General features: G+C 68.8%; 26 protein-coding genes. 18 read left to right on the plus strand and 8 right to left on the minus strand.

Annotated elements, in window-relative coordinates; all coding sequences use genetic code 11:
- Window positions 1-10 precede the first annotated feature (10 nt).
- Window positions 11-256 carry a hypothetical protein gene (locus ACFV6H_RS27635; protein ID WP_384975349.1) on the minus strand — a complete coding sequence of 82 codons (246 nt, stop codon included), beginning with the start codon at window positions 254-256 and terminating at the stop codon, window positions 11-13.
- Complete coding sequence (locus ACFV6H_RS27640; RefSeq protein ID WP_385547172.1) at window positions 253-879, minus strand: NADPH-dependent FMN reductase; 627 nt, start codon at window positions 877-879, stop codon at window positions 253-255. Before ACFV6H_RS27640 ends, ACFV6H_RS27635 begins: the two co-directional genes overlap by 4 nt.
- A gap of 880 nt (window positions 880-1,759) precedes the next feature.
- Here ACFV6H_RS27640 and ACFV6H_RS27645 point away from each other — a divergent pair.
- The 7 genes from ACFV6H_RS27645 to ACFV6H_RS27675 all read left to right on the plus strand — a co-directional run bounded on the left by ACFV6H_RS27645 (window position 1,760) and on the right by ACFV6H_RS27675 (window position 9,612).
- The gene (locus ACFV6H_RS27645; RefSeq protein WP_385547175.1) at window positions 1,760-3,334 is read left to right on the plus strand and encodes an ABC transporter substrate-binding protein; all 1,575 of its coding nucleotides are present in this window, start codon (window positions 1,760-1,762) and stop codon (window positions 3,332-3,334) included.
- Window positions 3,335-3,385: 51 nt separating this feature from the next.
- A complete protein-coding gene (locus tag ACFV6H_RS27650) occupies window positions 3,386-4,414 on the plus strand; it encodes an ABC transporter permease (RefSeq protein WP_384975346.1) in 1,029 nt (342 codons plus the stop codon).
- A gap of 2 nt (window positions 4,415-4,416) precedes the next feature.
- Complete coding sequence (locus ACFV6H_RS27655) at window positions 4,417-5,304, plus strand: ABC transporter permease (RefSeq protein ID WP_384975345.1); 888 nt, start codon at window positions 4,417-4,419, stop codon at window positions 5,302-5,304.
- Window positions 5,304-6,194, plus strand: coding sequence for an ABC transporter ATP-binding protein (locus tag ACFV6H_RS27660; RefSeq protein ID WP_385547180.1), 891 nt, complete (start codon window positions 5,304-5,306; stop codon window positions 6,192-6,194). Before ACFV6H_RS27655 ends, ACFV6H_RS27660 begins: the two co-directional genes overlap by 1 nt.
- A 134-nt stretch (window positions 6,195-6,328) precedes the next feature.
- Window positions 6,329-7,168 (plus strand): ABC transporter ATP-binding protein, encoded by an 840-nt coding sequence (locus ACFV6H_RS27665; protein ID WP_385547259.1) that lies wholly within the window; start codon window positions 6,329-6,331, stop codon window positions 7,166-7,168.
- A 40-nt stretch (window positions 7,169-7,208) separates the two neighbouring features.
- Window positions 7,209-8,570 carry an LLM class flavin-dependent oxidoreductase gene (locus ACFV6H_RS27670; RefSeq protein WP_385547183.1) on the plus strand — a complete coding sequence of 454 codons (1,362 nt, stop codon included), beginning with the start codon at window positions 7,209-7,211 and terminating at the stop codon, window positions 8,568-8,570.
- A gap of 10 nt (window positions 8,571-8,580) precedes the next feature.
- Entirely contained in the window at window positions 8,581-9,612 is a 1,032-nt protein-coding gene (locus tag ACFV6H_RS27675; protein ID WP_385547186.1) for an LLM class flavin-dependent oxidoreductase, read from the plus strand.
- Window positions 9,613-9,657: 45 nt separating this feature from the next.
- Here the strand turns inward: ACFV6H_RS27675 and ACFV6H_RS27680 are convergent, their stop codons facing one another.
- Window positions 9,658-10,977, minus strand: coding sequence for an MFS transporter (locus tag ACFV6H_RS27680; RefSeq protein ID WP_385547262.1), 1,320 nt, complete (start codon window positions 10,975-10,977; stop codon window positions 9,658-9,660).
- Window positions 10,978-11,164: 187 nt separating this feature from the next.
- Complete coding sequence (locus ACFV6H_RS27685) at window positions 11,165-11,596, minus strand: PPOX class F420-dependent oxidoreductase (protein ID WP_385547189.1); 432 nt, start codon at window positions 11,594-11,596, stop codon at window positions 11,165-11,167.
- 177 nt (window positions 11,597-11,773) lie between these two features.
- Here ACFV6H_RS27685 and ACFV6H_RS27690 point away from each other — a divergent pair, with 177 nt between their 5' ends.
- From ACFV6H_RS27690 to ACFV6H_RS27740, 11 genes are all read left to right on the plus strand, one after another.
- Window positions 11,774-12,436: a GntR family transcriptional regulator gene (locus ACFV6H_RS27690; protein ID WP_384789674.1), complete on the plus strand. Its 663-nt coding sequence runs from the start codon at window positions 11,774-11,776 to the stop codon at window positions 12,434-12,436.
- Between the two features lie 165 nt (window positions 12,437-12,601).
- The gene (locus ACFV6H_RS27695) at window positions 12,602-13,063 is read left to right on the plus strand and encodes a VOC family protein (RefSeq protein ID WP_093596876.1); all 462 of its coding nucleotides are present in this window, start codon (window positions 12,602-12,604) and stop codon (window positions 13,061-13,063) included.
- Entirely contained in the window at window positions 13,060-14,478 is a 1,419-nt protein-coding gene (locus ACFV6H_RS27700; protein WP_385547193.1) for a gamma-glutamyltransferase, read from the plus strand. Before ACFV6H_RS27695 ends, ACFV6H_RS27700 begins: the two co-directional genes overlap by 4 nt.
- A complete protein-coding gene (locus ACFV6H_RS27705; protein WP_385547196.1) occupies window positions 14,475-15,323 on the plus strand; it encodes an aspartate dehydrogenase domain-containing protein in 849 nt (282 codons plus the stop codon). The genes ACFV6H_RS27700 and ACFV6H_RS27705 overlap by 4 nt, the downstream gene beginning before the upstream one ends.
- A 45-nt stretch (window positions 15,324-15,368) precedes the next feature.
- Window positions 15,369-16,604: an aromatic ring-hydroxylating dioxygenase subunit alpha gene (locus ACFV6H_RS27710; RefSeq protein WP_385547198.1), complete on the plus strand. Its 1,236-nt coding sequence runs from the start codon at window positions 15,369-15,371 to the stop codon at window positions 16,602-16,604.
- Complete coding sequence (locus tag ACFV6H_RS27715) at window positions 16,601-17,146, plus strand: nuclear transport factor 2 family protein (RefSeq protein ID WP_385547200.1); 546 nt, start codon at window positions 16,601-16,603, stop codon at window positions 17,144-17,146. The genes ACFV6H_RS27710 and ACFV6H_RS27715 overlap by 4 nt, the downstream gene beginning before the upstream one ends.
- Before the next feature lie 73 nt (window positions 17,147-17,219).
- Window positions 17,220-17,540 carry a hypothetical protein gene (locus tag ACFV6H_RS27720; protein ID WP_384975335.1) on the plus strand — a complete coding sequence of 107 codons (321 nt, stop codon included), beginning with the start codon at window positions 17,220-17,222 and terminating at the stop codon, window positions 17,538-17,540.
- A gap of 6 nt (window positions 17,541-17,546) precedes the next feature.
- The gene (locus ACFV6H_RS27725; protein ID WP_385547203.1) at window positions 17,547-18,200 is read left to right on the plus strand and encodes a hypothetical protein; all 654 of its coding nucleotides are present in this window, start codon (window positions 17,547-17,549) and stop codon (window positions 18,198-18,200) included.
- 182 nt (window positions 18,201-18,382) lie between these two features.
- Window positions 18,383-19,195, plus strand: a complete 813-nt coding sequence (locus tag ACFV6H_RS27730; protein ID WP_385547206.1) for an ABC transporter ATP-binding protein — start codon at window positions 18,383-18,385, stop codon at window positions 19,193-19,195.
- Window positions 19,192-20,097 (plus strand): ABC transporter permease, encoded by a 906-nt coding sequence (locus ACFV6H_RS27735; protein ID WP_385547209.1) that lies wholly within the window; start codon window positions 19,192-19,194, stop codon window positions 20,095-20,097. The genes ACFV6H_RS27730 and ACFV6H_RS27735 overlap by 4 nt, the downstream gene beginning before the upstream one ends.
- Window positions 20,098-20,207: 110 nt before the next feature.
- Window positions 20,208-21,371: a hypothetical protein gene (locus ACFV6H_RS27740; RefSeq protein WP_385547212.1), complete on the plus strand. Its 1,164-nt coding sequence runs from the start codon at window positions 20,208-20,210 to the stop codon at window positions 21,369-21,371.
- 30 nt (window positions 21,372-21,401) lie between these two features.
- Here the strand turns inward: ACFV6H_RS27740 and ACFV6H_RS27745 are convergent, their stop codons facing one another.
- Genes ACFV6H_RS27745 through ACFV6H_RS27760 form a run of 4 tightly spaced genes read right to left on the minus strand, consistent with a single transcriptional unit; the run spans window position 21,402 to window position 26,282 of the window.
- Window positions 21,402-22,277, minus strand: a complete 876-nt coding sequence (locus ACFV6H_RS27745) for an anchored repeat-type ABC transporter permease subunit (RefSeq protein WP_385547264.1) — start codon at window positions 22,275-22,277, stop codon at window positions 21,402-21,404.
- The gene (locus ACFV6H_RS27750) at window positions 22,277-23,053 is read right to left on the minus strand and encodes an anchored repeat-type ABC transporter ATP-binding subunit (protein ID WP_385547215.1); all 777 of its coding nucleotides are present in this window, start codon (window positions 23,051-23,053) and stop codon (window positions 22,277-22,279) included. Before ACFV6H_RS27750 ends, ACFV6H_RS27745 begins: the two co-directional genes overlap by 1 nt.
- The gene (locus ACFV6H_RS27755) at window positions 23,050-24,705 is read right to left on the minus strand and encodes a TIGR03773 family transporter-associated surface protein (RefSeq protein ID WP_385547218.1); all 1,656 of its coding nucleotides are present in this window, start codon (window positions 24,703-24,705) and stop codon (window positions 23,050-23,052) included. The genes ACFV6H_RS27750 and ACFV6H_RS27755 overlap by 4 nt, the downstream gene beginning before the upstream one ends.
- Complete coding sequence (locus ACFV6H_RS27760; protein ID WP_385547221.1) at window positions 24,705-26,282, minus strand: anchored repeat ABC transporter, substrate-binding protein; 1,578 nt, start codon at window positions 26,280-26,282, stop codon at window positions 24,705-24,707. Before ACFV6H_RS27760 ends, ACFV6H_RS27755 begins: the two co-directional genes overlap by 1 nt.
- Window positions 26,283-26,358: the final 76 nt, after the last annotated feature.

Here is a 26,358-nt window from a genome sequence, read left to right on the forward strand (position 1 = left end):
GCCGACGGCGTCACCGCATGACGAGCAGCAGCAGTGCCAGATTGGCTCCGCAGGTCTTCAGTTCCTGGTCGTAGTAACGCACCGTCTCGTTCTCGCGGGAGAGATCGGTGCGCGGCAGCCCGGCCGCGCGTCTGGCGTCGGCGAGAAGGTGCTCCTCCTCGATCCGCTGCCGTATCAACTGCACGATACGGGCGTCGATCTCGGCCAGCCGGTCCTGCGACCGGCTTGTCCCGCCCGAGCTCTCCGGCGGTCTCACAGGACGCGTGGTGTTTCGCCGGAGCGGGCGGGGACGGCCTGTTCCGTCAACGCGATCCGGCGGTGCACGGCGAATTCCACCACCTGTCCCGCCATGGTCCGCAATTGCTGCTCCGCACGGCTGTCGGCCCATTGTCCGTCGGGACCGAAACGGGTCGCCATTTTATCCAGAGTGACACCGAGCGGTGTCGGCCAGCCGCGTAGCGCGTGAGCCACCTCGCGCAGCGCGGTAAGCGCGGTGACGGCGCCCTGCCGGCCGTCTCCGACGGTGACACAGCCGATCGGGCGTCCGCTGAGATACGGCCGTTCGTCGTCGCGCAATTCCTCGATGTAATCAATGGCGTTCTTCACCAGGCCCGAGATACTGCCGTGATAGGCGGGGCTGGCGAATATCACGCCGTCCGCCGCGGCGATCGCCGCGACCAGCCGCCTGGCCGCCGGCGCGTGCATCCCTGCTCCGGGGTCGTAAGCAGGCATGACGAGCTGGGCACCACCGATCAGATCCACCTCGGCGCCCAGCCGTTCCGCCTCGGCCAGTGCTCTGCGAAGTGCTTGCTCGGCCGTTGAACCCGGGCGGGTCGAGCCGCCGACACCGAGTACTCTCACGATCTGCCGCACAGTCATCACTCGATTCCTCGACTGGATATGCTCAGATATGCCGATGGCGCCACGCCGTGATCAAGACGGTGAGTGAGATGCCCGCGGTGAAATCCGGTCGGGAATGCCGGCCGCCCGTAGCACAAGGCTTTTCAGGCCGCCCACGTTCCGCCTTCGTGGTGTTGATATCGCGACGGCAACGACGCGATGCGCCGACCGTCCAGTCATGACGGAGATAAATCATAGGGCCGAGCACAAAGTATTGCCGCTGTGTGACGGGACCGGGCGGGGAATGGCCGAAAGGCAAGCGCGTGGGTCCGGATCCCGCAGGTTCCGGACGCGTCCGCGCGCGGACCCGGAGGCGCCCGCGCCCGGGTCCGCCGCCCGGTCCCGCCGGTCCCTGACCTGTGGTCGGAGGCCGTCCCGCCCAATGAGACACCAATTGGTGTCCATTGACAGTCACTGACGGCTGCCCCCAGGATGTGCAGCATGTTTACGACGCACCCCGGAGTGGTGTGCCGCTACGTGGATCTGCGGCGCACATGCAGCGCCCTCTGTAGCTGACCGCCGGCCGCCCACGGCCCGCAGGCGCCTGACCGCCCTCGGCGCCGCCCGCCGCCCGGCTGAACCGCGCCCGACGCCTCGCGTCCCACCTCCGCGCTTCGTCGCCTCCTCTTCACCGCCTCCCGGTCCGCCCACGCGAACCCGTCGACGTCCCATGCCCTGAGCGTGCATGCCTGAGCGTGGCGTGCCCGACGTGTGCACCGAGGCTCCTCCGGCATGCCTCCTTCGGCATACCTGCCCATGTACGGGCCGACCGTCCCGCGCGGATACGAGTCAGCTCCCGTGTCCCGATCCTGCCGCCCTGTCACAGGCCGGGACCATCAAGGAAAGAAGAAAGAAAGAGATGTCCGGACGACCCACGCCCAGCCGCCCCAGACTGGACCTCCGATCCGCCCGACGGACCGGCCGCCCGCGCCTCGCGGCTCTCGGAACCGCGCTCTTCGCCCTGCTCGTCCCCGCGCTCGGCGCCTGCGGCGGCGACGCCTCCTCCGCGGGCGCCGGCGCCACACTCAAGTGGACCTCGTCCTACTTCCCGACCCACTGGGACCCGGTGGTCGGCGGCAGCGGTGCCCAGTTCCGCGAACTCTCCCTGGTGTACGCCTCGTTGACACGTACCGACGAGAGCGGCAAGGCCGTCCCGGACCTGGCCAAGAGCTGGGAGTACAACGCCAAGGGCGACCGGATCACCTTCCATCTGCGCCCCGGCCTGAAGTTCAGCGACGGTGCGCCGGTCGACGGAGCCGCTGTCAAGGCCGCCATCGAGCGGGCCAAGAAGCAGAAGAACTCGGCGCTCTTCGGCGATCTGACCTCGATCGAGTCGGTGGAGGCCAACGGCCTGGACGCGGTCATCCGACTCAACCAGGTCGACTACCAGATCCCGCAGCTGCTCGGCGAGCGCGTCCTTCAGATCGCCAGCCCCAAGGCGGCGGCCTCCCCGGAGAAGCTGGACCAGAACCCGGTCGGCGCCGGGCCGTTCACCGTCACACAGCTCATACCCGGTACCAAGGTGCTCCTCAAGAAGAACCCGGACTACTGGGACGCGAAGAACATCCATATCAGCAACGTCGAGCTGACCTCCGCGCCCGACGCCTCCACGGTGGTCTCCGGCCTCCAGACCGGCGTCTACAACTTCGCGGACATCGAGCCCAGTCAGGCGGACGCTGCCAAGAAGGCCGGCCTGGACGTCTTCGTACAGCCCGGCTTCAACGCCTCGAACATCAGCCTGAACATCAACAAGGCCCCGTTCGACAACGAGAAGGTGGTCGACGCCGTACGCCATGCGATCAACCGTCAGGAGTTTGTCGACAAGCTGACCTTCGGCTACGGCGAAGTGACCGACCAGCCGTTCCCGAAGGGCTATGTCGCCTACGACCCGGAGTCCGAGAACAACTACGCGTACGACCCGGCGAAGTCGAAGAAGCTCCTCGCCGAGGCGGGCCACCAGCCCGGTGACATCAAGCTCGACCTGGTCATCCCGGCGGAGGACCCTCAGGCCGAGATCGTCCAGTCGCAGCTGGCCAAGGTCGGCATCACCGTCCGTATCAAGATCGACAAGAACTGGGCCACGCCGTTCTTCGCCAAGGACCTGACGTTCTCGCTCTACGGCACCACGGGCCGTGACTCCGCCGCGCAGACACTCACCGCCCACTTCGGTCCCAACGGCCCGCTGAACCTCAGCTCGCCCTACGAGCCGGCCGGTTTCGAGGCGGCCATCGCCACGGTGCGCCAGACACCGCTGGACGATCCGGACTACGCGAAGGTCCTCCAGGCGGCGACCAGGGCGGGCCTCCGGAGCAAGGCGCTGGTCTTCACGTACTCCTCGCCGAACCTCATCGCCAAGAGCAAGTCGATCTCGAAGCTGCCGGCGAACCCGGCCCATATCGACTGGACCGGCGTGACCATCTCCGGCGGCAACTGACCGTCGCCCACCACAGACCACCACAGACCATCACAGAGAGGAGGCAACCTCATGACGACGACCGCGGTACAGGCCACGCCTGCCCGCCGTCGCGGAGTCGCGGTGGCCAGGACGCGGCACATGCTGGGCCGCGTCCTGGCCACCCTCGCCCGGTCGGTCGCGATCTTCGTGCCGGTCTTTCTGGTCGCGACGTTCGTGACGTTCGCGCTGCGGTCGCTGAGCGGGCTCAGTCCGGCGCGGATCCAACTGGGCGAGGAGGCGACTCCCGAGGCGATCGCGAGAGTCGAGGCCCAATGGGGTCTCGACAGGCCCTTCCTGGTCCAGTACTGGGACTGGTTCAGCGGTGTCCTGCACGGACAGCTCGGCGCGAGCTGGACCAACGGCGCCGACATCTCCACACTCATCGGCCTCGGCCTGGGCGTGAGCCTCTCGGTCGCGACCTTCGCACTGATCATCGGCGTGGTCGTCGGCTTCGTCCTCGGCACGGTGGCCGCGCTGCGGCGCACCACCTGGATCGACCGCGCGATCACGGGCTTCGTCACCATGATCTCCGTGATGCCCGCGTTCGTTGTCGGCATCGTCCTGGTCGCCGTCTTCGCCGTCGGACTCCATCTCTTCCCGGCCGCCGGATACGTCAACGCACAGCAGGGCATCGGTCCATGGCTCGCGCACATCACACTCCCGGCCGTCGCGCTGAGCTTCGACGTCATCGCCGATGTCGCCCGCCAACTGCGTACGAGTCTCATCGGCGCCTACCGCGAGAACTATGTGACGGGCGCGATCGTACGGGGACTGAGCCCACGACGGATCTTCTTCGGTCATGTCCTGCGCAACGGCCTCGGGCCGGCGCTCGCCACACTCGGCCTGAAGTTCCCCTCACTGGTGGGCGCTTCCGTCGTGACGGAATGGATCTTCGGCCTCCAGGGCTTCGGCAGGTTCGCCAACGACTCCGCCCAGGCCGGTGACGTACCCGCCGTACAGGGCGTCCTCGTGGTGTCGATCGTCCTGGTCGTCGTCTTCAACCTGATCGTCAATCTGGTGCTGGCCCGTGTGACGCCGGCGTCCCAGAGGGGAGTATGACCATGGTCCGCCGTATCCTCGCACTCACCTCCGGCCGGATCGCCGTCGCGATCCTCACCGTGATCGCCCTGCTCGCGGTCTTCGGCCCGCTGCTCGCTCCGCAGAATCCGCTCGCCACCGGCGACAACACCCTCGCGGCAGTGTCGGGCGCCCACTGGCTGGGCACGGACCATCTGGGCCGTGATGTGCTGAGCCGACTGCTCGACGGATCCCGCGTCAGCGTGCTCGGCTCGCTCGAAGTGGCGCTGATGGCACTGGTCGTGGGCGCGATTCCCGGCATCCTGTCGGTCTACTTGGGCCGCGCCTTCGAGTGGCTCACTCTCCGCCTGGCCGACACGCTGGTCGCCCTGCCCTTCCTGCTGTTCGCCGTCGCCGTGATCGCCCTGCTCGGCAACGGCATCACCCAGGCCATGCTCGTCACCGGCGCGCTGGTCTCGCCGCTCTTCTACCGGGTGGCGCGCGCCGCCACACTCGCCGTTGCCCGCTCGCCGTACGTGGAAGCCTCACTCATCGCCGGCGCCTCCATCGGCTGGATCGTACGGCGCCATGTCTGGATCAAGGTGCTCCCGCCGATCGCGGTGGCGCTCGCCCAGACCATCGGCGTCGGCTTCATCATCGTCTCCAGCCTGACGTTCCTCGGTATCGGCGTCGAACCTCCCGCGCCCACCTGGGGCGGACTGCTCGCCTCGGACCTGGGCTACCTCAGCCACCGGCCATGGGCGCCGCTCGCTCCCGCCCTGCTGATCACGGTCACCGTCTGGGCCAGCAATCTGCTCGCCGACGCGATCCGGGATGTCTCAGGCGAGGCGGGCCGCGCACTGGTCAACAACCGCAAGGCCCGCGCCAACCGTCTCGACAAGGCCGGTCCCGTTCCCACCGGAGGCGCGTGATGACGACACTGTCCAAGAACATCGCGCCCGGAGAGACCCGGAGCGTCCTCCCTCATGCCACCGCCGGCCCGACGGCCTCACCGGTGCTCGCCGTCCGCGATGTGCGCATCATCGACCGGGCCAATGACCGTGAGATCGTCCATGGCGTGAGTTTCGAGCTCACGCCCGGCAAGGTCGTCGGCATCGTCGGCGAGTCGGGCAGCGGCAAGACTCTCACCTGCCGTGCCACGCTGGGCATCCTGCCCGCGCACTTCGAGATCGCCGGCGGCTCGGTCGAGATCAACGGCACCGATATCGCGGCCCTGACCGGGCCGCAGTGGACGGCCCTGCGCGGCGCCGTGATCAGCGCCGTCTTCCAGGACCCGGCGTCGTATCTCAATCCCTCGATCCGCATCGGCCCGCAGATCGTGGAGGTCGTCCGGAGCAAGAAGGGACTGAGACGGCGCGAAGCGCGCCACCGCGCTCTCGAACTGCTGCGGGCGGTGCGTCTGCGCGATCCGGAGCTGGTCTACGGCCAGTACACCTACGAGCTTTCGGGAGGCATGCTCCAGCGCGTCCTGATCGCGGCGGCGATCGCCGCCGATCCGCAGATCCTCATCGCCGACGAAGCCACGACGGCGCTCGATGTCACCGTCCAGGCCGAGATCCTCGATCTGCTCGCCGACCTGCGCGAGCGTACGGGCCTTGCCCTGGTCGTCGTCTCCCATGACCTGGCCGTCGTCGCCCAACTGTGCGACGAGGTCCTCGTGATGCGACAGGGCGATGTCGTGGAGCACGGCCCGACGCGTGCGGTGCTCCACGACCCACGGCACGAGTACACCCGACTGCTCATCGCCGAGCACGAGCAGTACGGCCTGGAGAAGTTCCTCACGCCGAAGGAGGCGTCGTGACCACCGAGCTGCCGGACGAGAAGTCCGCCGGCACCGGAGAGTCCGCCGGCACCGGAGAGCCCGTTGGTACGGGAGAGTCGGTCGGCACCGGGAAGTCCGTCGGTACGGGAGAGTCCGCCGACACCGGGAAGTCCATCGGCACCGAGGAGCTCCCGGGCCCGGTCCTCGAAGTCACCGGCCTCGACGTCCATTACGGCCTGCGCCGTCGCCGCCGCCGTGCCCTGCACGGAGTCTCACTGAGCGTCGCGCCCGGCGAGACCGTCGGCGTCATCGGCGAGACGGGATCGGGCAAGTCCACCTTCGCCCGCGCCGCACTCGGCCTGGTACGCGCCTCTACGGGCTCGATCGTCATCGGCGGCGAGGACGTGAGCGCCTACGGAAACCGTCAGTGGCGCGATCTGCGCCGCCGCGGCGTGATCCAGTACGTTTTCCAGGATCCGCTGCGCAGCCTCGATCCCGACCTCACCATCGAGGACTCCCTGACCGATCCGCTGCTTCTCCAAGGCGTCCTGCGCAAGGAAGCGGCCCGGCGGGTCCGTTCGTTCCTCGCCCGCGTCCGCCTCTCCGAGGATCTCCTCGGCCGGCTGCCCGGCGAACTGTCCGGAGGACAGCGCCAGCGGGCCGCGGTGGCGCGGGCGCTGGTCACCGAACCGCGGCTCGTCATCCTGGACGAGCCGGTCAGCGCCCTGGACTCCGCCAACCGGGTCCAGGTCCTGGAGATCCTCAAGGAGCTCCGCGCCGCCGGAGTGGCCCTCGTCTTCATCTCCCACGACCTCGGATCCGTCGCCGGGATCGCCGACCGTATCGCCGTGCTGTACCAGGGCGAACTGGTCGAGGCCGGCGCCGCCGGAGACATCATCAACCGCCCCCAGCACATCTACACACGCCTGCTCGTCAGCTCCGCGCCCACACTGCACAGCGCTCCGGCCGACCGGGCCGAGCGCGAAGCGCTGCGCGCGCTGCTGCACACCTGAGCCCACCCACACCTGAGCCCACCACAGACAGGGAGAAACCATGTCCCGCACGTCTCGCACGTCCCCTCGCACGATCCACCTCGCGCTCCATCCGTACGGCGTCGGCGGCCCCGGCCAGCACGGCCTCTGGAGAGACCCGCGCGTCGCGAAGAACGCCAGCATCGACATCAACTACTACATCCGGCAGGCCCAGGCCGCCGAACACGCGCTCTTCGACGCCCTGTTCGTCGTGGACAGCCAGTTCATCAACGCCACCTACCCGGCGCACTACCTCAACCGGCTGGAGCCGCTCACCCTGCTCTCCGCGGTCGCCACCCACACGAAGCACATCGGTCTGGTCGGCACGGCCAGCTCGACATACAACTCGCCGTTCAACCTCGCCCGCCGGTTCGCCTCGCTCGACCACATTAGCGGTGGCCGCGCCGGCTGGAACGTGGTGACCAGCTTCGACACCGGCACCTCCAGGAACTACGGGCTGGACGAACATCTCGACTACACCACCCGCTACGGCCGCGCCCTGGAGTTCGTCCAGGTCGCCCGTGGCCTGTGGGACTCCTACGAGGACGACGCCTTCCCGGCCGACGTGGCACGCAATGTCTTCCTCGATCCGGCCAAGCTGCATGAACTCAACCATGCCGGCGAGCACTTCAAGATCGCCGGGCCGCTCAATCTCTCCCGCTCGCCACAGGGCCAGCCGGTGATCTTCCAGGCCGGGGTCTCCGAGGAGGGCCGCGACCTCGCCGCGCAGGTCGCCGAGGGCATCTACGCGCCGGGCGGCTCCCTGGAGCAGGCGCAGGAGTACTACGCGGACATCAAGCGGCGCACCGCCGCCTACGGGCGCGATCCCGAACACATCAAGATCTTCATCCACGGCGGCCCGGTCGTCGCCGCCACCGACGAGGACGCCAGGAGCCGTGAGCGGGAGATCTTCGAGGAGGACAACGACTTCGACCGCAATCTCGCCCTGCTCGGCCGCTCCTTCGGTGCGTACGACTTCAGCCGGCACGACCTGGACGCGCCGTTCCCGGACGTCGCCCACCTCGCCGAGAAAGGCGGCCGGACGGGCGCGGCCAAGATCATCGAGCGCGCCAGGGCCGAGGGTCTGACACTGCGTCAGGTCGCGGAGTCGGTCAACCAGTTCCGTCGCTCGCCCTTCGTCGGCGCGCCGGAGACCGTCGCCGACACCATCGAGCAGTGGTTCGACGCCGGCACCTTCGACGGCATCAACCTCGCCTTCCGCACCGACGACGACCTCAACCTCTTTGTCGACGGCGTCGTCCCGGTCCTGCAGAAGCGCGGACTGTTCCGCACCGAGTACGCCGGCGACACCCTGCGCGCCAACCTCGGCCTGCCCGTCCCGGCCAACCGCCACACCTCCGAGCGCCGGCTCGCGAACGACTGAGGACCGCGCCATGACCACCGGGACACCGCGCTTCAGACTCGGCTTTCTCACACATGTCCAGGGCCACGGCAACGACGTGGCCCGGACCTACCGCAATGCCCAGGAGCTCTTCGTGGCCGCCGACGAACTCGGCTTCGACGTCGGCTGGGTCGCCCAGCACCATGTCTCCCTCGGCGGTGGCGGCCTCTCCTCACCGTGGACGTTCCTCGCCCACGCCGCCGCGAAGACCACCCGGATCCGGCTCGGCACCGCCATCACGATCCTCCCTCTGGAGGACCCGGTCCGCCTCGCCGAGGACGTCGCGGCCGTCGACACGCTCAGCGGCGGACGCGTCGAGCTCGGCGTGGGCAGCGGCTCCAGCGATGTGGAGTACGCCGCGTTCGGACAGGATGTCGCCCGTAAGCGGGAGCTGACCAGCGAGAACCTGGAGGTGCTGCGCCGGGCCCTGGCGAATGAGGAAGTGCGCACGCCCGGCTTCCGTATCCAGCCGACGGCCGCCGACTTCACCGACCGGATCTGGCAGGGCGTCTTCAGCGGACAGGGCGCACGGTATGCCGCAACCGGCGGCTCGAACCTGCTGCTCAACCGTGCCGCGTACGGCTTCGACGCCGCCACCGACGAGGTGCAGCGCCCATGGGCGGACGCCTTCCTCGCCGCCTGGGACGGGCCGTATCGCCCACGGGTGGGACTGTCCCGGTTCGTGTTCCCGGCGAAGGACAAGGACACGGCACTCCGGCAGATCGGTGACGACGTCCACCGGGCGGCGCTCCGCTTCGCCGAGAACGGCGCCTTCCCCAAGGGCCTGGACAGGGACGAGGCGCTGCGCCGCTTCCACTCGTTCTACGGCCCGCCCGAAGAGATCGTCACAGCACTCCGGCAGGAGAAGGTCCTGCCCGTCGCGACCGACCTGATCACCCAGTTCAACCCGGCCGTACCCGACCACGACGCCGCGATCCGGGCCCTCGAACTCATCGCGACCGAGGTGGCACCCGCCTTGGGCTGGAAGCCCGCAACCAAGCCCACCACCGAGCCCGGGCCCTGATGCTGCCACTGGCCACCGGCAGCACCGTGATCCATCGCAGAGGCCCTAGACCAGTTCGCGCTCCCGTGTCTCCGGGAGCGCCCGGACGCAGAGCAGGGAGACCACGGCCATCGCGCTGACGTACCAGCCCACCGACGCCGAGCCGAAGCCGGACTGGAGGCGCGGGACGACCAGCGGGGAGACCGCGCCGCCCAGGACGCCGCCCAGGTTGTACGCGAGTGACGCGCCCGAGTAGCGGACGCGGGCGGGGAACAGTTCCGGCAGATACGCGCCCATCGGGCCGGAGGTCATGCCCACACAGAACAGCGCGCCGCCCATGGCCACCGCCATCACCACCGGGTGTCTGGTGTCGAGCAGCGGGAACAGCACCAGGGCCCAGACCGCGGCCAGTCCACAGCCCGTCAGCACCAGCTTCCGCCGGCCTTCCCTGTCGGAGCGGGTGGCGGCGAACCAGACGGCGGTCGCGAGGAAGAGGCAGGCGACCAAGGACAGCGCCAGCATCGTATTGCGCGGCATGCCCAGGACTGCCGTGGTGTACGACAGGCCGTAGGTCATTGTCGAGTAGAAGAGGGTGTATACGACGGCCATGGCGCCCGCGCCGAGCAGGAGTTCGCGCGGATGGCACCGGAGGAGTTCCGCCACGGGCGCCCTGCTCGCCGTCCGCTCCGCCACGGACCGCGCGAAGACCGGAGTCTCGCTGATCTTCAGCCGTACGACCAGTCCGACGGCGACCAGCAGGAAGGACAGCAGGAACGGAACGCGCCAACCCCAGCTCGCGAAGGCCGCCTCGTCGAGCGACGCGGACATCAGCCAGAAGACACCGGTGGCGGCGGAGAAGCCGACGGGCGGGCCGAGTTGGGGGAACGCCGCGTACAGCCCGCGCCGCCCACTGGGTGCGTGCTCCACGGCGAGGAGCACCGCGCCGCCCCACTCGCCGCCGATCCCGATTCCCTGGAGGAAGCGGAGCAGGACGAGCAGCAGAGGTGCCCAGCTGCCCAGGGTGGCGTAGCCGGGCAGCAGCCCCACCAGCGCCGTGGACAGACCCATCAGCAGCAGTGAGGCGACCAGGACGGACTTACGGCCGACGCGGTCGCCGAAATGGCCGAAGATGATTGAGCCGATCGGGCGAGCCAGAAAGGCGACCGCGTACGTGGAGAACGACGCGAGCGTGGCGTTGAGAGGCGAGAGGTTGGGGAAGAAGACGTCGTCGAGGACCAGCGCCGCCGCCATGCCGTAGATGAAGAAGTCGTAGAGCTCGATGGTGTTGCCGATGAAGCTCGCCACGGCCACCCGGCGTGGACTCTCCTGGTTTTCCGGACGGGCCGCGGCGGGCCCTGCGGGAGTGGGGGACAGAGTGTCGTCGATCACACAGGCACTTTCACGGCCGGTGACCGGGGCGGTCAACGGCGCACTTCGAGCACTCTCTGGAATCGCAACGCTACCGACTGTTATCGGCCGCGCGGTCGCCGGTGCGTCCGTCGTACGGCGCGGAACGCGTGTTGATGTGGCCGACGGACCCGGAGTCCCGGAGTCCTCTGTGGCCGACCGGCCGTCAGCGGAGCTGGGTGCCGTACACGTTGTCGACCGTCATCGTTATCAGCACTCTCCGGTCGGACACCATGGCCGACCGGTATTCGTCCCAGTCCGGGTGTTCGCCGGCGGCGGCGCGGTAGTAGTCCACCAACGCCTGGACCTCGGGACCGTGCGGGTCGGTTCCCGGCCCGACGAGTGTGACCGTGCCCTCCGCGGTGGCCCATGCCCGGCCGTCCGGGCTGGTCACCTCAAGCGCGGCTCGTGGGTCCCGGCGCAGGTTGGCGATCTTGGCGGTTCCCACGGTGGTCGACACCCGGATGACTCCGGCGGCCCGGTCATATGCCGGCGTGACGGGAGAGAGCTGGGGGCGGCCGTCGGACTTGATCGTCGCGAGCACGCCCAGCCGACTGTGCGCGAGCAGCGCGTGCGGATCGAAAAGTGTGTCTGCCATGTCGGCCCCAACCCGCAACCGGATGCTGTGTATTCCGGCTCGCCCGGCCCTGTGAGGATCGGCGATCGGCATACCGGCAGAGGGCATCCGGCGGTTGCGGGGGAGACGTCGACGGCTCGAACACGGTAGCCTCGGTTGTATCTTGTATTCAATGCCCGTTGTGCCGAGGAGTCACCTATGTCATCAGTGGGATCTCGTCATCGTTCCCTCCGTGACGAGACGGCCGATGAGATGCGTCGGCTCATCCTCGACGGCGAACTGCGTCCCGGCGAGCGCCTGAGCGAGGCCACGATCTCCGAGCGTCTCGGGGTCTCCCGCCACCCTGTGCGCGAGGCGTTCCGCCGTCTGGAGGCGGAGGGCCTGCTGGAGGCGCTTCCGCGCCGTGGAGTACGAGTTGTCGAGCTCGACCGGGACGAGCTGCGTATCGTCCGGGAGATCCGGCTGGCGCTCGAACTGATCGCGGTCCAGCGCACCGTGGAACGTGCCGACGAGGCGACGATGTCCGCCCTGCGCGTGACGCTTGAGGAAGGGCGCACCGCTGCCGCGGCCACCGATCACGACAGGATCAACGCGCTGAACGACCAGTTCCATGAACTGCTCGCCTCCGGCGGCGGCTCACGCTTCCTGGCCGACACACTGCGCTCCGTACGCAATCAGGCGCACCATCTGGTCGGAGGCAAGAGCACGGCGGTCAATCAGTCGTGGGACGAGCACGCGGCGATCATCCAGGCGGCACTCGACCGGGACGCCGAGCTCGCGGTGCTGCTGATGCGTCGCCATCTCCAGCAGCGCCACGCGAACCAGGGCGGACCGCAGCCCGTCGAAGCGGCCCAAGGCTGACCGACACCACGTCACGCACGGACGCCCGGAGGGACATTCCTCCGGGCGTCCGTGCGTCCGGGCGTCGCACGTACGAGGCCGGCGCGGTCCGCCAGGCCCGGAGCGGACACATGGGTTTAACACGAGTCGTCGTCAGCCGTGATGTCTTTTGGATACAAAATGCCCATGACGACTACGTACTCTTCCATCCCCGCCCGCGAGGGCGCCGCCGTGGCCGTGAAGCGACTGGACCACATCGTCCTGCGCGTGAAGGATCCCGAGGCCTCCGTGGCCTGGTACGTCGAGAAGTTCGGCTTCTTGGTGCACCGGCTCGACGAGTTCCGCGCGGGAACGGTCCCGTTCCCTTCGGTCGAGGTGTGCCCGGGCACGATCATCGACCTCGACGCGCGTGTGGAGGCCACCGGCAAGAACGTGTCCCACTTCGCCATCGAGGTGGAGCCGATCGACTTCGTCGCTCTGCGCGACTCCGGGGTCTTCGAGACGGTTGAAGGTCCTTTCCGCCGCTGGGGAGCGCGCGGGCCCGGCGATCTTGTGTACGTCGATGATCCTGACGGCAACACGATCGAGCTGCGCCACTACGCTCTCGGTCAGTTGGACGATCACGCTCCCAGCCAGTCGGACGCATGAGCGTGCCGACACGCACGATCGCGCGACGCGCGGTGGCTTCCGGGACGCTCGGCGCCGTGGCCTCGGGCTCACGGACGGCCAGTGGTATCGGGCTCGCCGCGTTGCTGGACGGCGGCAACGCCTTTGACGCCGCCCTCGCAGCCGCCTTCGCCGAGACCGTCGTGATGCCGTCCAAGTGCGGCCTCGCCGGTGACCTCGTGGCGTTGTATGTAACCGCCGACGACGAGGAGCCGGTCTCCGTCATCGCGTTGGGCGGCGCTCCGGCCGGCCTTTACGCCGCAGTGGCGGCACGTAATTGGCAGGTCCCCGCGACCGGCCCGTTGTCGGTCGGTGTTCCCGGCGCGCCGGCGGGATACGCCCACCTCGGCGCGCTCGGCAGGATGAGCCGGGAACGTCTCGTCTCGCCCGCGGTCGCGCTGGCGCGACGGGGCTTCCCATGGTCGCGGCTGAACGTGCTCCTGACCGAGGAGTCGCTCGCGACGCTGACGCGCTACCAGCCCGACGGCGGCCGGTGCTTCCCGGCGACGGGCCCACTCGCCGAGGGCGAGGTCGTGCGGATGCCCGGTCTCGCGGGAGTGCTGGAGCGGTTCGTCCACGACGGATCGGACCTCTTCGCCGGCGAGCTCGGCCGACGTCTCGTCGGCTATGTCCAGGAGCACGGAGGTGTCCTGGGCTTGGACGACCTCGGCACCGTCGAGGTGATCGAGGAACGCGCGCACAGCGTGGAGTCGGAGCACGGCCGCCTCTGGGCGACCAACGGCCCGAGCTACGGGATCGCCCTCACGCGGACGTTCGACCGCGAGCACCGTGTCGACCGCGGTGCTCCCACCTCGCCGGACGCGGTGGCGCAGGCTCTCGCGGCCCTGGCCCGAGGCGGGCTCCAGCCGGCGCTGACGGCCGAAGGGACATCGACCGTGTCGGCCGCCGACGCGGACGGCAACGCCGTGGTGATCGTCCACTCCAACTCGTTCCCGCAGTACGGCAGCGGGCTGGTCCTCCCGGGCGACGACCTCGTCCTGGCCAACCGCGCCGGACGCGGATTCACCTTCGAGGCGGACCATCCCAACGCACCTCGCCCAGGTCAGCGGCCACTTACGACGCTCCACGCCTGGGCCTTGAAGGACGCGACGCGGTCATGGGTCCTCGGCGCCACACCCGGTGGCGCTCAGCAGGTTCCCTGGAACGCCCAGGTCATCGACCAGCTGACCTGTCCCGACCTGCTCGACGGCCCGGCGCGGATGGGCGCCGCCGTGACGGCACCCAAGTGGGAGATCTCCGACCGCGGTGTCCTGCGCGAAGGAGCGGAGCTCCCGCCGCTCGGCGCCCGGTCCGCCCACACCCTGGTCCGTCTCGGGCCTGACCTCCTCTCGGCCGCCGCCGATCCGCGGTGGGACGCGACGGCGGTCGCGTCATGACATGGCGTATCGCCGTCGCCGGCACGGGCACGATCGGCGGACGAGTCGCGGCCGAGCTCGGCGCCGGCCGCGTCGCGGGCTGCGAACTCGTGGCCGTACTCGACTCGTCCAGCGACGACACCATGATCGGCGAGGCGCTGCGGTCGGCCGACCTCCTGGTCGAGGCCAGCACCGCCGCGGCAGCGCGCGTGCTTCTCCCTCGTGCGCTCGACGCCGGACTGCGGATCGTGCTCTGTTCCTGCGGCATCCTCGCCGATCGTTCCGTCGAGTTCGACCTGCGCCGGCGCGGCGCCGTACTCGGCGCGGATGTCCTGGTGCCGGCCGGAGCGATCGGCGGCCTCGACATCCTCGGCGCGGCGTACCGCGCGTCGGTCCGTACACCGGGCCGTACATCGGTCGGTACATCGGACTGTACGGCGGGCGGCCCTGCGGTACCCGAGGTGACGGTGCGGCACACCACCACCAAGAGGCCGGCGGCTCTCGGCATGAGCGCCACCTTGACCGAGCCCGCCGTGGTCTTCCGAGGCTCCGCACGCGAGGCGGCCCTCGCCTATCCGCTCACCTCCAACTCCTCCGTCGCCCTGGCGCTCGCGACGACGGGCCTCGACAACGTCGAGGTCGTCATCGTCGCCGATCCTGACGCGACGTCCACCCGGCATCGGATCGAGCTGTCGTCACCCGTCGGCCGCTACGACTTCGCCATCGAGAACACCGTCTCGCCCGCCTCGGGCGGACGGACGTCGGAGATCACCGCATGGTCGGTCATCGACGTCCTGGAGAAGCCGACGAGATCCCGGACGCCTGTCATGACGCGATTTCACAGAGAGGTAATCCAGGGCCACTAGTTTGGATACAAGATACGGATCATTTCGGCGGCGAAGAGGAGACACATGAGTACGACACTCCCGATCAGTGACCATGCCCTGGCCGCGGCCCGGGCCGTGATGGCCGACATCGACCACACCACCGACCCGGTCGCCACGGCACGGCTCCTGCCACCGGCCGTCTATACGAGCACGGACTTCTGGGAGTTCGAGAAGGAAGCCATCTTCCACCGGGAGTGGCTGTGCATCGGCCATGTCAACGAGGTCCCCGAGCCCGGCAACCAGCTGCCGCTGACGATCCTCGACGAGCCGATCGTCATGCTGCGCGACCTCAGCGGCCATGTCCGGGTGATGTCGGCGGTGTGCCAACACCGTGGCCAGCCACTGTTCGGCGGACTCGCCGGCGAGGGCCGCGGCGCGGCGGCGCCATGCCTCTCCGGCCGGGTCATGAAGTGCCCGTACCACAACTGGGCCTTCGACCTGGACGGCCGGCTGGCGGCGGCTCCGTCCATGACCGAGACGGTGCCCGTCAAGCGCCTGCGCGAGACGATCCGCCTGCCCCAGATCCGCCATGAGATCTTCCACGGCCTGGTGTTCATCAACTTTGACGACAATGCCGCGCCTCTGGCCGCGAGCGTGGCACGGATGGACGAGGAGCTGTCGACCTTCGGGCTGGAGGAGCTGGTCCCGATGCCGGCCTCCGTTTTCGAGGACCAGAAGTGGAACTGGAAGATCCACCACGACAACGCTCTTGAGCCGTACCACACGAGCTATGTGCACCGCGGCGTGCACGAGGCCGCTCCGGCCAAGAACGCGCGCTTCTACGACTTCGAGCGCGGCGACGGACAGGTCATGCACCCGACGTATCTGCTGGACGAGAACGCCGGCCTGGCCAGCACCGACGGCAAGCGGACCACGTCCATCATCCCGGGCCTGACCGATGAGCAGCGCAGGCGCGTCATGTTCGCCTCCATCCCGCCCATGCTCTTCTCGATCCTCCAGCCGACGTTCGTACAGCTCGCGATGATTCATCCGAACGGGCCCGGCTCGATGGACCTGCGACGGGTCAACCTCTATCCCAAGTCGGCCGTCGAGGAGCCGGGCTTCCACGAGGCCTACGAGAAGTTCCTGGACCGCAAGTCGCTCGCGATCCATCAGGACGCCGTGACGACCGCGGCCCTCCAGCAGGGGCTCCGCTCGCGGTACGCGCCACGCGGACCTCTGTCCTGGATGGAGTCCAACATCCCTCAGCTCAACGCCTGGCTCGTGGAGCGCTATCAGAAGGCACTGGACACGCTGTGACCGACCTCGCCACTCCGACCGCCACTCCGACCGCCACCGACCTCGCCACTCCGACCGATCTGTCCGCCGTCCTCGCCCGGCTCGATCTGCTCGAATCCCGCGAGGAGATCAACGCCCTCATGGTCGGTTACATGGCGGCCACCGACGCCCACCAGGACAAAGGCTCCAAGGTCGCCGCGCTGTTCACCGAGGACGGGCGCTGGCAGAGCGTCGGACCTCACGGGAACCCGGAATGGGCCGCCGTTGGACGTCCGGCGCTCATCACCAAGTTCGACCGCAACGTCGAACGCATGCCGTTCTCGGCGCACTTCGTGACCAATCCCGCGGTCGAGGTGTCCGGCGAAACGGCCCGCGGACAGTTCATGTACTTCCAGGCCTGCACCTACCGCGGCGACCAGCCGCTGTGGATCGCCGGGTCCTACGACAACGACTTCGCCCGGGTGGACGGGCGATGGCTCATCGCCCATATGCGCGTCCACAACTTCTTCACCACGCCGTTCGACCAGGGCTGGGTCGCCGTGCCCCATCTGCGGACACCGTGACTTCCCGCCTGCGGACGCCATGACCACACCTCCTGTGAAGACACCTCCCGAAAGCGATCGGACCGTGACCGAGATGACCTACCGCCACCAGATCCTGCGCAACCTCGCGTTCGGCACCCTGCCCACGTTCACCCGGCTCCAGGAGCAGAAGAACGCGCTGCTGATCGCGGCCGGGCTGACGCCCTACGCGATCTGGGCGCCGGCCTTCGGCGGTCTGCACCACCTGGTCATCGAGGCCTCGTTCACCTCGATGTCCGCCTTCGAGAAGGAGCATGCCGCGACGAAGCAGATCGCCGGAATGGCCGCCCTCAACGCACAGCAGCTCGAATGCGTGATTCCCGGGACGGCCCACGACCGGCTCCAGCGCCTCGGGCTCGCCGCAGAGCGGGCCTGAACTCCCATGCCGCTCAGCGACTACGACTGGTACGCGTGGCACGCGCCGTACGACCAGCTCCACACGGTCGAGACCGACCGTCTTGAGCAGGTGCAGGAGGCGATCTCCGCCGCTCTGGACGCGGCGCCACCAGGCCGTCTCACCGCGGTCAGCGCCTGCTCCGGACAGTCGCGGGACCTTCTTCCCGTCCTCATCGACCACCCGCGCGGTCATGACATCGACGCCCTGATGATCGAACTCGAACCGCTGAACGCGTCATTCCTGCACGGTGCCCTCGGCAGCACCGCACTCACCACGGTCGATGTCGTCGTGGCGGACGCCGGCGCGGCGGCGTCGTACGCCGGTCATGTCCCGGCCGAACTGCTGCTGATGTGCGGCGTCTTCGCGAACATCGGCCTCAAGGACGCCCGGCATACGATCGGCCGCCTCGGCGAACTCGTCGCACCCGCCGGGTCGGTGATCTGGACGACGTACGGCGACTCCATCGAGGATGCCGACGACGTGCTGGCCGCGTTCGCCGACGCCGACTTCACTCCGGTGTCGCTCGTGTGGGCCGCCGACCGCTCCTGGCTGGTGGCCGTGCACCGCTTCGACGGCGACGGCCGGCCGTGGTCCGACGAGGGCGTCCTGTTCGCGTTCCGGCCGCCGACGGAGCCCTGAACTCCGCTGGGCCGGGCGCCCGACCGGGCGGCGAACGCCACTCCTGAAGCAGTTACCTCAAAGTTTACTCGGCAGAAACCCTCACCCGAGTTTGGGATACAAAATTCATTAGACAAAGCGGGACCTCAGCTGCATACACGTACACGCAGAGGCGGACACGACGAATGACGAACATCCTGCCGATGGACACGACACAAGACGGCCGGGGACCGGTGCGGCAGCAACAGGCCGGCCGGCATCCGGCTCCGCTCGACAAGTCCGTCGAGCCGATCGTGAAGTTCTCCGGACTCACCAAGCGGTTCGCCGACGGCACCGTGGCCCTGAGCGACCTCGATCTCTCCATCAGGCCCGGGGAGTTCGTCTCGCTCGTCGGGCCGTCGGGCTGCGGCAAGTCGACGCTGTTGCGGATCGCCGCGGGCCTCAGCCCGATCAGCGAGGGCCGTGTCGAGACCAGGTTCGACTCGCTCGGATATATCTTCCAGGACGCGACACTCATGCCGTGGCGTACGGTCGCGCGCAATGTCGAGCTGCTCGCCCAGTTGGAGGGCCTGCCCAAGGCCCGCCGGCGCCGGCTCGCCCAGGAGGCCATCGATCTCGTCGGCCTCGGCGGATTCGAGGACAACTACCCGAAGACACTGTCCGGCGGCATGAAGATGCGCGTCTCGCTGGCCCGGTCGCTCACGCTGAACCCCAATCCGTTCATGTTCGACGAGCCCTTCGGCGCGCTCGACGCGATCACCCGCGAGCGGCTCAACGACGAGGTGCTGAAGCTCTACGCGGAACGCCGGTTCACGGCCATGTTCGTGACCCACTCGATCTCCGAGGCCGTGTATCTCTCGTCGCGTGTCGTCGTCATGGCGCCTCGTCCGGGACGCGTGATCGGTGAGTTCGACATCCCGTTCGACTACCCACGGTCGCCGCACCTCCGCTACGGCGAGGAGTTCGGCGCCATCGCCCATGAGATCTCCGAGTGTCTGCGAGGAGTGAGCACATGACCACCGCCTCCCCGGTCCAGGCGACACCTCCGGCCGAGTCCGCCGTCGGCGTCCCGAAGGAACCACGGGTCATCCTTCCCTCCACCAGGCGACGCCGGGCCCGCGTCGGGAACTTCCTCGTCGTCGCCGGCCCACCCGCCCTCGTGGGCGCGACCGCCATCGGGATCTGGTATCTGCTGGCGTACTTCGGCCTCAGCGAGACACAGCGCTTCATCCTTCCTCCGCCGCACGAGGTCGTGAAGGTCGGCTTCCTCGACTGGGCCAACCTCAAGGAGATCCTCCAGGGGCTCCTGTCGAGCGGCACCGTCTCGCTCATCGCGTTCGCGCTCTCCACCGTCATCGGCCTGGTCTTCGCCATCACGATGAGCGAGGCCCGCTGGATCGAGCGGTCGTTCTACCCGTTCGCCGTCGCGCTCCAGACGATCCCGTTCCTGGCCCTCGTACCGCTGATCGGCTTCTGGTTCGGGTTCAACGAGCAGAGCCGCATCATCGTGGCGACGCTGGTCTCGCTCTTCCCCATCACGACCAACGCGCTGTTCGGGCTGCAGTCCGGTGACGCCGCCCTGCATGACCTGGTGCGGCTGCACAACCGGTCACGTCGCGTACGTCTCGTCCGCCTGCGGCTTCCCGGCGCCCTGCCGGCGATCTTCACCGGGCTGCGGATCTCGGCGGGACTGTCGGTCATCGCCTCCATCGTCACCGACTTCTTCATCCGCCAGGGACAGCCCGGCATCGGCGGCCTCCTTCAGAACTACTCGGCCAACCTCCAGTCCGAACGGCTCTACGCGGCACTGCTCGTCACCTGCGCCTTCGGTCTCGCGGTGTTCTGGACGGTCGGACTCGTCCGCAAGCTCACCATCGGCCGGTGGGAGACCTCGACCGCGACGCGCTCCGACGACTGAACACCGCACCGCACCTCTCCTCCGCCATACATGCCGTCACTCCTTACCCCCCGCGTACCCGGATCCGGACACTCCCGTCCCGACCTGACCTGCTCTCATCAGGAGAGAACATGCACACCAATGCGCGCACCGCCCGCGGCCTCCAGCGATCCGCGTCCCTCGCGGTCGCCTCGGCGGGCATCATGCTGCTCGCCGCTTGCGGAAGCGGTTCGAGTGACACGGCCGACACTGCCGGCACGGCGCCCACCGGCAGCGGACCGCTCGCCGGTATCTGTCCGAGCACCGTGAAGATCCAGTCGAGCTGGTACCCGCAGCCGTCCAAGGGCGCGCTCTATCAGCTCGTCGGGCCCAACGGGACGATCAACACCGACAACGGCACATACAGCGGCGAGGTCGGCGGTGTGACCGTCTCGGTCCTGGCCGGCGGCCCGTTCCTCGGCAACCAGTCCGTCATGGCACGTCTCTACCAGGATCCCTCGATCCTGCTCGGCGAGGTCAGCACGGACGACGCCATCGAGGTCTCGGACAAGCAGCCCGTGATCGCGGTCGTCGCCACCTTGCAGAAGAGCCCCAAGGCGATCGTCTACGACCCGGCGACCTATCCCGACGTCAAGTCCATCGCCGACGTGGCCAAGACAGGCGCCACCGTGCTCAAGGCCGGCGAGGACGCCTCCAGCAATCTCCTGGTCGCGAACGGCAGCCTTAAGTCCGGCCAGCTCGACTACAGTTACGACGGCTCGCCCGGACGCTTCATCACCGCGGGCGGCAAGGACATGATCATCGACTACGCCGATGCCACGACCTACCGGTTCGAGCACCTCAAGCAGTGGGGCAAGACTCTCAGCAGTCTCCCGCTCGCCGACGGCGGCTACACGACGTACGAGAACTCCCTGTCCGTCATGCCGACGAACAAGACGAAGTACGACTCCTGTCTGAAGGCGCTCGTGCCCATGATCCAGAAGGCCGTCGTCAGCTACACGACGAATCCGGAGCCGATGAACGCGACCATGGAGAAGTACGCGACCGAGGCCAAGAGCCCGACCACACTGACACCCGCTCAGGACGCCTACTCCGTTGCCTTTATGAAGGACAACGGCATCCTGGCCGCCGGCACCGACGGTGTGGTGGGCAGCTTCGACACCGACCGTGTCACCCAGCTCATCAGCGACATGGCACCGGTCGTCAAGAAGCAGCACATCACGGTCAAGAGCGGTCTCGCCGCCGACGCCCTCGTCACCAACGAGTATCTGGACACCTCGATCTCGATGAAGTGACCGACCGCAGGACGAACAGCAGAAGCCGCATCACACTGTCGGTGATGAGATCGCCGCCGTACGGCCCCTCCGCAGCCGCAGCGCTCTGGCCAGGGGGCCGTGCCGTGGTGCCAGGCACCATACGACCGCGAACACGCCTGTGAGCACCACCACGACCGATCCTCCGGCCGCGAGGTCATAGGCGTACGACACATAGAGCCCGGCCACACTCCCGGCGCAGCCGATCGCCGACGCCAGTAGTGTCATCGCCCACAACCGCTCCGTCAGCATGCGTGCTGTCGCGGCCGGAGTGATGAGCAGAGCAAGGACGAGGATATTGCCGACGGCCTCCAGCGACATCACGATCGTCGCCGTGACGACGATGTACAGCGTCAGATCCAGCCGCAGTACGGGCAGTCCCGCCGCCCGTGCCGTCTCCCGGTCCAGGGAAACGGCGACCAGTTCCTTACGCAGTGCCAGCACCAGCGCGACAAGCACCGCGCCGATCCCGGCCACCGTCCACACATCGCCCGAACTCACCGCCAGCACCTGTCCGAAGAGGAACGACGACAGGTCCGTCGTCCAGCTGTCCCGTGTCGATACGAGGACGATGCCGAGCCCGAACGCGAACGCGAAGAACACACCGATGACGGTGTCCTCCTTCAGCCGCCGGTTCTGTGAGACGACCGCGATGAGCACGGCGGTGGTGATTCCGGCGGCTGCGCCGCCGAGCAGCAGATTGCCGTTGAACGCGTACGCGAGTGCCACTCCCGGGAACGCGGAGTGTGCCACCGCGTCACCGATGAAGGCCATTCCGCGCAGCACCACGAACACACCGACGACACCGCACACCAGCCCGACGACCGCGGCGACCGCGAACGCCCGCTGCATGAACGGAAGCTCCCAGGGTTCCAGCAGGAACTCCATCACACCGTCACCGCCTTGTCCTGGGTGGCGCCGATCGCGCGGTCCAGCCCGAAGGCCCGCAGCATCTGTTCCGGGTCCGAGAGCAGTTCGGGACCGCCCTCGGCCACCACACTCCGGTTGAGCAGCACCACACGGGTGCAGGAGCGGGCCGCCGCGGCCAGATCGTGGGTGGTCATCAGCAGCGCCCGTCTCTCCTGTGCCAGCCTCGCGAACAGGGCGCCGAGCACATCCTGTGTCGGTACGTCGACTCCGGTGAACGGCTCGTCCAGCAGCAGTACGTCCGGCTCGGTGGCCAGAGCGCGGGCCACCAGGACCCGCTGCCGCTGTCCGCCCGACAGCTCGCCGACGGGCCGCCGCCGCAGCGCGGTCAGTCCCGTACGCTCCAGCGCCTCGTCGGCCGCGGCCCGGTCGCGCGCTCCGGCTCGCCGCAGCCAGCCGATCTGCCGGGTACGTCCCGACAGCACGGCACCTGCCACATCGACCGGGAAGTCCCAGGCGAACTCGTGCCGTTGGGGTACATAGCCGATACGCGCCCGCGCGGTGATGGTGCCGGATGCCAGCGGCAGCAGGCCCAGGACGGCCCGTAGCAGCGTCGTCTTCCCGGCGCCGTTCGGCCCGAGCAGTCCGACGAGTTCGCCCTCGCGCACCACGAGCCCGGCCTCGCACACGGCGAGCCGCCCGCCGAGCCGTACGGAGACGGCGTCGACGGTCAGCGGCGCGGGCGCGGGAACGTCCTCGGACGGACGGGCGGATGTGTCGAGTCCGTCGCCTGTCACGCTGTCTCCCGCCGGCCGCGCCGCGTCGCGACCACAAAGCCCGTGCCCAGTACGGCGAGCCCGGCCGCGGTCGCGCCGATCAGCAGAGGACCATCGGCCCCGGTATGCGCCATCGATCCCTGCTTCCCGTCACCGTCACCACCGCCGCCGCCGTCATGGACAGCGGAAGCCTCACCGGTGTCGCTTGAGTTCGCTCCCGACTGCCCGCCGCCCGGCGAACCGGGCGACGCGTCACCCGGATTCCCCGAGCCGCCGCCCGGCCGGACCGTGTCCGGGTCGGTGGCTCCCACTACGAAGGTCACCGTCTCCGTGTCGCTGACCGAGGATCCGTTCGCGAGTGTGCCCGACATGGTGAACGTCAGCCGGTACACGCCCTCCTTGCCGAAGGCCCAGCCGCCGTGCGCGTGGGTGTTCTGCGGTACGTCGAAGGTGTCGGGGACGCCGTCCCCGCTGTTGAAACGGATGGTCGCGCCGGACATCCCGTCGTAGTTGTAGAGCGCGAAGACACCGGGTCCTTCGGCCTTGGCCAGCTTGAACCCGACGGCGCCCTTCGTCCTGCCCGGCTCGATGTTCTCCGTGGACCAGCCGGGCCACAGCAGCCCGTCCTGCTGAACCTGGTCGAGCAGCCACACCGGGTCGCCCGGCCTGCCGAGGAACGCGAAGTCGTCGCCGTCCGGGATCTCCTTCTTCGCGGCGGGCTTGACATGCAGGACCACCGACGACGGCTCCCGCCAGACCGTCTTCCCGGCCACCGTGCCGTCCTTGATGTGGATCTGCATCTTCCCGTCGACGATCCGGGCCGCGAAGTCGATGTGCCCGTTGTCGAGCACCTTCTCGGCGGTATCGGCCTTCGCGTCGGCGGTGTCCTGGGCAAGCCGCGCCTCCGACACCTGTGCCTTTGACAGCCGTGTCGCCGTCGAAGTCAGTGCGCGAGTACGGCTTTCCGGCGCACGGCTTTCCGGTGCACGGCTCTCCGCCGGTGGAGCGGATGGCCGGGACGACGGCGTCGCGGGTACGAGTGTTGTGGCGTCGCCGACCCGTACCTCGTACCGTACGGACGCCGTGAGCGCCTTCCCGTCCCGCTCCCGAGCAGCCGCGGTGAACGTCAGTGTGTACGTCCCGGCCGTGTCGAAGGCCCACCGGGTGTCACCGCTCGCGCCGGCCGGCAGGTCGTAGCCGTCGGGCAGGCCGTCCGCGCTGTCGAACCGCACCAGTGGCCGCGCGCCTGTCGTCTCGTACACCGCGACCGTGCCGGGCCCGTCCACCGCGGCGAGCGACCAGCGCACGCTGTCGTCCCGTACACCGCCCGGCGCGATACCCGAGGTGTCCCACGGCGCGTCCGCGATCTCCCAGACCGGTGTGCCCGGTGTGCCGAGGAACTCGTACGCGGTGTCGTCCGGCACCACCGTCCGGTGTGTGTCGTCGACCACGACGAGCCCGCCGCGCCCCAGCCCGAGGCCCTGCTCCCCGAGCGTGATCCGCGCCTGCGGAACCGCCGTCGCGGCTTCCGGAGCACCGGTGGCCGACTGGGCGGCGGCTCCGTTTCCCGGTATCACCGCGGCGGCGACGGCCATCGAGGCGGCGGCTGCCGCCACGATCGAACCTCTGCGTACGCCCCATGGGCCTCGCTTGTTCCCTCCGCCGATCACCATCAGGCAGTCCTTCCCAGGCACCGAGCCAGCTCGCGTGCGTTGTGCCGCATCATCGATATGTAGTCGTGGATCTTGTTGTCGAACGAGTCGCCATAGATGGTGCAGATCCGTACGCCCTCGTCCTGGGCGACCCGGCGCAGGACATCGGCGCGTGCCGCGAGATTCGGCTCCAGGAAGACGGCCGGGACCTGTTTCTCGCGGATGGTGTCGCCGAGCGCGCGCACCTCGGCCGCGCTCGGCTCCTGGCTCGGGACCGGTACGACGAAGCCCGCGACCTCCATGGCGTACGCCTTCGCGAGATAGCCGAAGGCGTCATGCGTGGTGATGAGCTTGCGGCGGTCCGCCGGGATGGCCGCGAGCTGTCGGGCGACCTCCTGGTCCAGCGCGCCGAGCTGCTTCAAGTAGCGCCCGGCATTGGCCTCGTAGACCCGGCGGCCCTCGGGATCGGCCTTGATCAGCTCGGCCTCGATGCGTCGCACATACGCCTCGGCGTTGGCCACGTCCTCCCAGGCGTGCGGGTCCAGGTCGCCGTGCACATGCTGGCCCAGCACGGCCTGCGGCAACACCCACACATCGGCACCGGGCGTTCCGAGGAACCGGAAGGCGTCCTCCTTCGGCACCCGCGCCTTGGCCCGGTCCGGTACGGACATCACCACCTCGTCGGCCGGGTGATGGGTCCGCTTCCCGGTCTTCGGGTCGTCCACGCGTACGTACACCTGCCGCTTCTCGGCGTTGAGCGCGACATCGGCGTGCCCGCCGTCGAGAACCGTCCGGCCTCCGGACACACCGGGTGACGCCGGCGAATCCGAACCGGCTGGCGAGCCGCCGACCGAGCCGCCGACCGGGCCGCCGACCTCGAACGTCACCGTGCCGCGGCCGATCTCCGCGGTCTTCCCGTCGAGCGTCTCGGTCCGGCCCTCGACCGTCAGCCGGTACGTTCCGGGCTTGCTGAACGACCAGTTGACATGCGTATGGGCCTCGGGCGGCAGTGTGAAGGAGTCCTCGGCGTCGAAGCCGTCGGTGGAGTCGATATAGCTCCTGGGATGGCCGAGCGTGTCCGTCAGATAGACGTGCAGATCGCCGGGCCCGGTCATAGCGACGGCGGTCGTGCGCACCTGGGAACCTTCGCCCGCGACCTCGCCCTCCACCGCCCAGCCCAGCCACAGCACATCGAGCCCGAGGTCCTCCTTGAGCTTGATCACCGAGCCGCCGTACTCCTCCAGCGTCTCGCTGATCGCGACTTTCGGTGTGCCTTCGCGGGCGTTGGTGTGGACCATCTTCATGATCCCGGGCTCTTCGAGCAGCAGCCCGTTGCTGAAGACGAGATCGGCCCGTGCCACCTTGACCGCGTCGCCGGGGCTGGGCTCGTACGAATGAGGATCGCCGTGGTGCGGCACGATCGACGTCACGTCGACCCGGTCGCCGCCGACCCGGCCGACCAGGTCCGCGATGATCGCGGTGGTCGCCGAGACGGTCAACGCGCCGTCGGACGTGCCTGGTTGTGAGCGTCCGCTGCACGCGGTCAGCAGCGCGGACGCCACGACCAGCACGGCGGACATGCGGAGTGGGGCCCGCATCGGGCTCCTCCCTTTCCTGGATATGGAGTGCTATGTGCCCCGGGGCAGGGCACCGGCAGGACCTCGCCGACCCTGC

The organism is Streptomyces sp. NPDC059743 (assembly GCF_042732975.1).
Taxonomy (GTDB): domain Bacteria; phylum Actinomycetota; class Actinomycetes; order Streptomycetales; family Streptomycetaceae; genus Streptomyces.